The following is a 464-nucleotide window of genomic DNA, read 5'->3' as shown; positions in this document are numbered from 1 at the left end:
GACAAGCCGTTCCTGCTGCCAATCGAAGACGTATTCTCCATCTCCGGTCGTGGTACCGTTGTTACCGGTCGTGTTGAGCGCGGTATCATCAAAGTTGGCGAAGAAGTTGAAATCGTTGGTATCAAAGAGACTGCTAAGTCTACCTGTACTGGCGTTGAAATGTTCCGCAAACTGCTGGACGAAGGCCGTGCTGGTGAGAACGTAGGTGTTCTGCTGCGTGGTATCAAACGTGAAGAAATCGAACGTGGTCAGGTACTGGCTAAGCCAGGCTCAATCAAGCCACACACCAAGTTCGAATCTGAAGTGTATATCCTGTCCAAAGACGAAGGCGGCCGTCATACTCCGTTCTTCAAAGGCTACCGTCCACAGTTCTACTTCCGTACAACTGACGTGACCGGTACCATCGAACTGCCAGAAGGCGTTGAGATGGTAATGCCAGGCGACAACATCAAGATGGTTGTGAC

General features: G+C 50.9%; 1 protein-coding gene. It reads left to right on the top strand.

From position 1 onward, the window contains the following. The coding region (locus QMG44_RS24195) for an EF-Tu/IF-2/RF-3 family GTPase (protein ID WP_239511632.1) at positions 1-464 on the top strand (464 nt) is incomplete at both ends.

The sequence above is a fragment of the Enterobacter sp. 200527-13 genome (genome assembly GCF_027924865.1).
Classification (GTDB): domain Bacteria; phylum Pseudomonadota; class Gammaproteobacteria; order Enterobacterales; family Enterobacteriaceae; genus Enterobacter; species Enterobacter ludwigii.
Note: the sequence above shows the minus strand (reverse complement) of the source record. Positions and strands in the feature narration are given on the sequence as shown.